This window comes from Vibrio sp. 03-59-1, assembly GCF_013114135.1.
GTDB classification, from domain to species: Bacteria; Pseudomonadota; Gammaproteobacteria; order Enterobacterales; family Vibrionaceae; genus Vibrio; species Vibrio cortegadensis.
Genome location: NZ_VTYA01000040.1, coordinates 1 through 3,689, shown reverse-complemented (window position 1 = coordinate 3,689; position 3,689 = coordinate 1). Strand labels below are relative to the sequence as shown.

Annotated in this window: 6 protein-coding genes; 2 read left to right on the top strand and 4 right to left on the bottom strand. The window is 39.8% G+C overall.

What is annotated here, in order from left to right:
- Window positions 1-125: 125 nt before the first annotated feature.
- Both F0249_RS19530 and F0249_RS19525 read left to right on the top strand, forming a co-directional pair.
- On the top strand, window positions 126-731 hold the full coding sequence (locus F0249_RS19530; RefSeq protein WP_171757580.1) for a hypothetical protein: 606 nt from the start codon (window positions 126-128) through the stop codon (window positions 729-731).
- Between the two features lie 155 nt (window positions 732-886).
- Window positions 887-1,168, top strand: a complete 282-nt coding sequence (locus tag F0249_RS19525) for a hypothetical protein (RefSeq protein ID WP_171757579.1) — start codon at window positions 887-889, stop codon at window positions 1,166-1,168.
- A 165-nt stretch (window positions 1,169-1,333) separates the two neighbouring features.
- Here the strand turns inward: F0249_RS19525 and F0249_RS19520 are convergent, their stop codons facing one another.
- The 4 genes from F0249_RS19520 to F0249_RS19505 form a co-directional block, all read right to left on the bottom strand.
- Entirely contained in the window at window positions 1,334-1,651 is a 318-nt protein-coding gene (locus F0249_RS19520) for a CcdB family protein (protein ID WP_171757578.1), read from the bottom strand.
- Window positions 1,651-1,896, bottom strand: coding sequence for a type II toxin-antitoxin system CcdA family antitoxin (locus F0249_RS19515; protein WP_171757577.1), 246 nt, complete (start codon window positions 1,894-1,896; stop codon window positions 1,651-1,653). Before F0249_RS19515 ends, F0249_RS19520 begins: the two co-directional genes overlap by 1 nt.
- 203 nt (window positions 1,897-2,099) lie before the next feature.
- The gene (locus F0249_RS19510) at window positions 2,100-2,597 is read right to left on the bottom strand and encodes a GNAT family N-acetyltransferase (RefSeq protein WP_171757576.1); all 498 of its coding nucleotides are present in this window, start codon (window positions 2,595-2,597) and stop codon (window positions 2,100-2,102) included.
- Window positions 2,594-2,866 carry a DUF1778 domain-containing protein gene (locus F0249_RS19505; protein WP_171757575.1) on the bottom strand — a complete coding sequence of 91 codons (273 nt, stop codon included), beginning with the start codon at window positions 2,864-2,866 and terminating at the stop codon, window positions 2,594-2,596. The genes F0249_RS19510 and F0249_RS19505 overlap by 4 nt, the downstream gene beginning before the upstream one ends.
- Between the last annotated feature and the right edge of the window lie 823 nt (window positions 2,867-3,689).

Sequence of the window (3,689 nt, the reverse complement as noted above, 5' to 3'; positions counted from 1 at the left end):
TCATGGTCTTCTCCTTTTACTTCGGACCTGAACACTCCAAGCATGGCTGATAGCGATGTGAAGTGGTAGGGGGAGACCATCTCATCACCTTAATGCGGCGTTAGTTGAATAGGAAATATTTGAGTATGTTTGAAATCCCTGATACAGATAAAAAAATCAGAGCCAAAATTTCTAGCTACAAATCTGCTTTCAATCGCGAGTTGAAAGAGTATGGCTTAATTTCTGACGGTTATGGAAAAAGATACTTAATGTTCCCGCTGTTGCTAGTTCTAAATGACGGTAAGAAATCGCAAGAATATATCAATTGGCATGACTCTCAGTTTCCTGATGACGCGGGTGAACCAATTCAAATGTTATGCCGTTCTCTCATAAATTATCGTCTTGGATCACTGGAACAAGCTAGATATGAACTAGCGGAAACAATGCTATCAAATGTTTACCTTCTTCCTTGGCTTACCGGCGAAGATATTGCAATTTACGATATGTGGCATACATCCAATTTTGCAATGATTGAGCATTGTGAATATATACCGGAGAGAGTTATCGAAAGCATAACTGGAGAGGAGTTAGGTTGGATTGGTGCATGCTATAACTCAGATCGATTTTTCAAAGTTCGTACTCGATATATTGAGATATTCGCAGCTCTAAACCAAGCATCAGACCCAAAAGAACGTTCGAACTTACTTGACGAATCTTATGGACTGCTCGAAGGCTTTGAAAAATTCAACTAACAAAGCGTTTAAGACGGATTCCCAACGCATGGCGTTTTCGGCTTTCTTCATTTTAAGTGTTTATGTCACAATGGTTTAGGTAGGGTGGTTGGCGTTGCTCACCACTTAACGCGGCGTTATATTTTTTTCAGTTTCAGTGTTTACAAGGATTTAATATGAATTTGGATAAAGCTAAGAAACGTATCGCGAAACAGGTCAAAAAAGGCTTTAAAGGTTACCCTCAAATCACATTGTCTTACTTCGGTGAAAGGTCTGACTTTGCAAATGAAGTGGTTGTTCAGTTTCTTCTTGGCGAGGAATCAGAGGTTCAAGAAGAGCGTTTTTCAAGTGAAACTGATGCTAGAGAAAATGAGGTAATTCAATCTGCCTTGGTTAAAATTATCGAACGAGCCAATGCGAATTCAGTTATTGAAATTGAGGGTGTATCAATTCGTTAGTTTCGCATTTATCTGACTTTAACTGATTGATACGAAATAAAAAATCTAACAAACAATTTAAGAGTGACTCCTAACGCTTGCCGATTTCACTCCGATTTGAAATTTGTGTTTACGGTGCAATGGTTTAGTCTCGGTTTTCTAGCGTTGTCGCACCTTAATTGGGCGTTATATGCCGGTGATTAGAAAGTCGATAGCAGCTATAATTTCATTTCTGAAAGTGCTCAATTCATTGACTGGCTCACGTAAAATGGTAGCTGGAACGCTAGCCATTTGATGAGTTAGGATCACGAAGTCACCTTCATCAATGTGAATTACTGGGCATAGGTGGCTCGGAGCTTTCTTTTCTAATAACTCGATAGGTGTTAATGGGATAACTAAGCGAGTATTTAACGTATCAAGCAACTCACTCTGAACATCAACAAAGTATGGGTACGCTGTAGCAGTGCTTTTATCGTTGTTTTGGTATAGTGAAAATTGTGACATTAGAATACTCGGTAAGAATCGGAAAATAATCCGTGATTTTCAGTAAGTTCATTGCAAGCGTGAAGAGCATCTGAATTTTGTTCTAGCCATTCAGCTTTAAGGCGCTGGCTTACTTCTTTTTCGAGTGCTTTCTCCATTGTAGCTGAAAGATTTATGTTTAGTCGCTTGGCTTCAGCAAGTAATTCACTATTTAAGCTCAAATTTGCAGCTTTCTTTGGTGTTTGTGTACTATATGCGTTTCTCATGGTGGAGTCCTGTGCGTGTTGTTTGTGCGCATAAAGTATAGGTGTTAAATAAGCATATAACAAACAATTTAAGAGTGACTCCCAACGCGTGGTAATTTCACTTCGGTTTGAATTTGGTGTTTACGGTGCAATGGTTAAGCTTGGGTGTCATAGCGTTGTCGCACCTTAATTGGGCGTTAGTTTGCTAGGAGGCTAGCAGTTAACTAGCCTAAATTCGCTCTTACATCAGAAATGGTAATAAAGAGTTTATTTTCTGCATCCTGAAATGCTTGGAATCCATATCGCTCGTAGAAGTCTTTTGCACCATCTTTGGCGTCAACAATAACTACAGGGAATGCGACGCTATCACTGGCTGCCAGTAGCTTTCTGAGTGCATCAATAAGCAGCCACTCGCCAAAGCCTTTACCTTTGTAGCGTTCATCAACGGCTAATCGAGCAATTAGACCACCAGAGGTAGATGATTGGTGTTTTTTCTGTAGTTTGTCGGGTAAAGCCTTCAAATCGACTGGTGTCATTGTTAGTGTATAAAAACCAATGACATGCGAGCTATCGTTATCATCTTCTAAAACAAAAGTTCTTGTGTTGTCTTTCTTTGCTTGCTGACTCGCCATTACTTTCAGATAGTTATTAAGAGCTTCAATACCGCAGTTGAACCGATTTCTATCATGTTTTGCTTTTTCTAGAAGTACCGTGTTCATCATTGAGTTTTGCTCTCGTAACGTTCAGAAGCAGTTTTCAATTTTGTGTTGATTGTTGCAGGACGGTCTAAAGCATCCATAAGTAACATAGCATCAGCTTGGCTAAGCTTAAGGGCTTGTTCACGTTCAATAACATGCTTGGCTTTTTCGATAGCAGCACTTAGAACAAATGAGTTAATACTAGACATGCCTGCAATTGCCGCAGCTTTTGTCAGTAAGTATTGTGTATCGACATCAACTCTAGCAGTGATGCGGGGTAAAGTAGCAGCCATAATGTAATTTCCTTTTGTGTCAAAATGTCACATATGTATTATGGTCTTAAAGTGAACAGTAATCAACCGTTGTGTCACTTTGGCACGCAAACTAACAAACAATTCAACCTGACTTGCAACGCGTGGCATTTTTACTTCTAATCAGGTTTAGTGATTACGGTACAATGCAGAACCACAGTATTGCGTTGCTGCGCAAGTTAATTGGGCGTTATATTGCATAAGATTCAAAGGGTTAAATTATTCGTTTATCTTTGTTCTGCGTCCGAGCTACACACCTGTTCGTCTCGTGAAAGTTGCCATCAAAATGACCATCGCACGTAGAAAGAGTGTCGGTTAATTAGCTGCAACGTCACGCAAGTCTTCTCGTTAGTAAGTTTGCTGGCTCATGTTCATTTTGCGCGGCTTCTCTTTCGTGGGGATTTCATTGAAAGTTGTGGCTTCAGCGCACTTTGTCGTCAGGTTTCTCGTTCGAATTCTTTGTCACTTTGGCTAATCGAATGACTCCAATTTTAGCTCATTTCGTTTCTTAGCCAAGTGCGTTTTGTTGTCTATGATTGAGTTTCGAACTATCCGTTTTACTTCTGAGTTCACAGCCAGTAGATTTGTAACCAATTCAGCACGTTGGCGCTAAACTTGGCTCTGTCGTGCGGGCAATATAACAAACAATTTAAGAGTGACTCCTAACGCTTAGCGAGTTCACTCTGGTTTGAATTTTGTGTTTACGGTGCAATGGTTTAGTTTGGGTGTTATAGCGTTGTCGCACCTTAATTGGGCGTTATATTGCATAAGATTCAAAGGGTTAAATTATCCGTTTATCTTTGTT

Bases quoted from the DNA above. Each gene is read 5' to 3' on its own strand.
- F0249_RS19530 (WP_171757580.1), top strand. From the start codon at position 126: ATGTTTGAAATCCCTGATACAGATAAAAAAATCAGAGCCAAAATTTCT.
- F0249_RS19525 (WP_171757579.1), top strand. From the start codon at position 887: ATGAATTTGGATAAAGCTAAGAAACGTATCGCGAAACAGGTCAAAAAA.
- F0249_RS19520 (WP_171757578.1), bottom strand. From the start codon at position 1,651: ATGTCACAATTTTCACTATACCAAAACAACGATAAAAGCACTGCTACA.
- F0249_RS19515 (WP_171757577.1), bottom strand. From the start codon at position 1,896: ATGAGAAACGCATATAGTACACAAACACCAAAGAAAGCTGCAAATTTG.
- F0249_RS19510 (WP_171757576.1), bottom strand. From the start codon at position 2,597: ATGATGAACACGGTACTTCTAGAAAAAGCAAAACATGATAGAAATCGG.
- F0249_RS19505 (WP_171757575.1), bottom strand. From the start codon at position 2,866: ATGGCTGCTACTTTACCCCGCATCACTGCTAGAGTTGATGTCGATACA.